Annotated in this window: 1 protein-coding gene and 1 pseudogene; one reads left to right on the top strand and one right to left on the bottom strand. The window is 71.9% G+C overall.

Translation table 11 applies throughout. The features are described from left to right. The first annotated feature begins 176 nt into the window (after positions 1-176). Positions 177-1,781 (top strand): hypothetical protein, encoded by a 1,605-nt coding sequence (locus ACY5KJ_RS19400; RefSeq protein ID WP_462204039.1) that lies wholly within the window; start codon positions 177-179, stop codon positions 1,779-1,781. Here ACY5KJ_RS19400 and ACY5KJ_RS19395 read toward each other — a convergent pair. Further along, positions 1,702-2,455 (bottom strand): annotated as a pseudogene (locus ACY5KJ_RS19395) (toll/interleukin-1 receptor domain-containing protein). The gene ACY5KJ_RS19400 and the pseudogene ACY5KJ_RS19395 overlap by 80 nt on opposite strands. Positions 2,456-2,842: the final 387 nt, after the last annotated feature.

The following is a 2,842-nucleotide window of genomic DNA, read 5'->3' as shown; positions in this document are numbered from 1 at the left end:
TATAAAAATATAACGAGATACCAGAGATGCCACGACCCGGCCGCGGCGAGAGCACCGAAATGTATTTCCGCGCGGCAGGTCGCCGGGTACTGTCGGCATGCCCTGCTATTTTTTCTTTCTTCCGGTGAAATCCGGCTCCGGATCCATCCCGCTGCCCGTGAAGGAACACCGCAACGATGCCGCTTGCCTCAGCCCGGCTCCTGGTATCGCTCCTGCTGCACGAACAGCACCGCGTCGAGCCCGCGGGTGTGCCCTTCCGCTATCCTTCCCCGCCTCCCGCGGAACGCCATCTCGTCCGCGCGGCGACGGCGCTCGCCGCCGGCCGGGCGAAAGGATCGCTGCGGGAGCTGCGGGAGAGCGAATACGACCCGACCGACCCCGATCACCTGGCGGCGCACGAGGCGCTCTACCTCGCCGCGCTGGCTCTCGACCTCAACTGGTCCCCCGATGACGTCGGCGTCGTCCGAGCCTGGGCCACGAGGACGTTCGCTCCGCCTCCGGTTGGGCCCGCCGCGCGTCCCGGTGTACCCGGTCCGCGCCGGGAACGCCCGGCCCACCGGGCCAATTGGGCGCCATCCCAGCCGGCCCCACCCGGCTCCGGGCACTCCAGGCACTCCAGGCACCCTGGTTCGGCCGGATTGGCCGGACCAGCCGGACCAGCCGGGCCGCCGCGGACCATGACGGACGCCCCGCTGATCGCCTGGACGACGCAGGTCATCGCCCGGCAACGGCACGCACTGCTCGAACCGACGACCGCGGTCATCTGCGTGCTCGGTGCCGAGATCATCCCCGGTATCCGGGTGGCGCGGGCACAGCTGGCCCTGACCGGTCACCGCGTCGACCACCGCGAAACCGACCGGAGGCACGGGCCCGGCCCCCATCGCTTCCCCCATCACCTGCCCTATCGCCTGCCCCGTCACGTGATTGTGCACGGTCACAGCGCCGATCCGGCACGCGCCGCACGGACCGCCGACCCTGCCGGAACGCTCGCAATGCAGGCCCTGGCCACGGCTGACCTCTTCGTCACCCATCTCGACGAGCTCCCGGTGCCACAGGCGGCGGCGTACGCGCGGATCCTGCGGGCGGATCTGCTGTTCCGGGCGAACCAGGAGGCCGAGGCCGGCATGGCGTTGGACGCGGTCGAGGCCGGCGCCGGGTCCGACCACGCGACACTGGCCCATGCGGCGCTGGTGCGCGGCGACTGGGCCGGCTTCCCGGATGGCGGGGCGCAGACGCTCGGCCGTCGGCCCGGCGGGAGCCCGATCATCCAGTCGCGAACGGCCTATCCGGAACGCGCGGAGGAACTGTGGCAGCGGGCCCTGACCGCCTACGGGCGCGCCGGGTCGGAGGGCGGGCGCGCCGCCGGACTGCTCCGGCTGGCCGGGGCGCCGACGGCGGCAGGCCGGCTGATCCTGCGCAGGGCCCGGATCGACGAGGCGGCCCGGCGCGCCCGGGCAGCCGGCAACGAGGCGCTGACCTGGCTGGCGAGAGTGCAGAGCCAGGCCGAGCAGGCGGTCGCCGGAGAACCGTCCGCAGCGGGACTGCGGGCCATGATGACGGCGCTGGCCGACTGGTCCAGGCTGGAGGGGAGCACGAGTTACGGCCGCGGGCTCGGCCGACTGCTGATCGACGCCGCCGACGCCGCTGGTGACCCCGACGACGTCGAGGCGGCGGGCCGCGAGGATCCTGGCCGGCGGCCGGTCAAGATCGCTTCCCGGGGAAGGGTGGCGGAGTCGACGGCCGGGAACCGCGGCCGTTCAGGGACCGGGCGATCTGCCTGACCAGTTCAAGCTCCGCTGCCGCACCGTCCTTGTCGACGAGATCGATGTAGCTGATGCCGCGCAACAGCCCGGCCGGGTCACAGGTCTCGACGCGGATCGGGATCAGCGTGCGCTTCACGCCGTTGGGATCCGCCTGCCAGGCCGCCTGCATCTTCGTCCGAGGCCAGGTAGCTCTTCGACAGCACGGCAAGGGTACGCCGGGACTGCGAGATCCCTTCGTGCAGCAGACCGATCTCGTGCTCACCGGGCAGCGCGTCGAGGGCCGCCAGATGCACCGAATGACCCCGGCCTTCCAACACGCGGGCAATCCAGGAGCCCCAGGCCTCATCGGACGGATCCGCGGAGATGAGGAAGTCCCACTTCTCGTCCGCGAGCGGCCCCTGACCGGAGCCGTTCGACGGGGTCCGCACCGCCGGGAACGGGCGCCCCGGCAGCGTGATCCACGCGAGGCCCTCGTACTTGCCCGCCACCGACACCTCGACTCGGCGGTACTGCGCCGGGTCGAGATCCCGCAGCCGCCCGGCCACCGTACTGCGGTAGAACTCGGACGATAGGATGAGCGCCAGTTCCGCGTCCTTGTCCTGTTCCAGCAGCTGCCGGACGGGGTCCGCGTCGACCAGCCGGGCGGCGACCACCGCCGCGTCGCCGACGAAACCACTGCCGTCGATACCCATCTCGCCCTGGTGCAGGGCCAACCTCAACCGGATTCGACCGGTCTCGTCACGTCCCCGGTTGTAGGTCCGCAGCGCGATCCACAGTTCCCGGACGAACTCGGTCGCGAGAACGGCCTTGGGAACGTCGGCGGCCACGGCTGCGAGAAAGCCGTCGCCGCGATCCTGGCGCAGCCGGATCGACCGGGGAGGCAGGCCGGCGCCTCCGGCCGCCTCGTCGACGATCCGGCGCAGCCCCTCCCGCCAGCTCGCCTGCGTCGCGATGTCCTGACGGCTGTAGTGCCTGGCATCCAGGCAGAAGACGCTGACATGCCGCGGGACGCCGTCCTCCCACGGGGCGCCCTCGCCGCGGGAGACACCCTCGCCGCGGGAGACACCGTCCTCCCGGAC

Source organism: Frankia sp. CcWB3 (assembly GCF_977927595.1).
The sequence above is the reverse complement of the archived record's forward strand: the minus strand, read 5'-3'. Positions and strand labels throughout refer to the sequence as shown.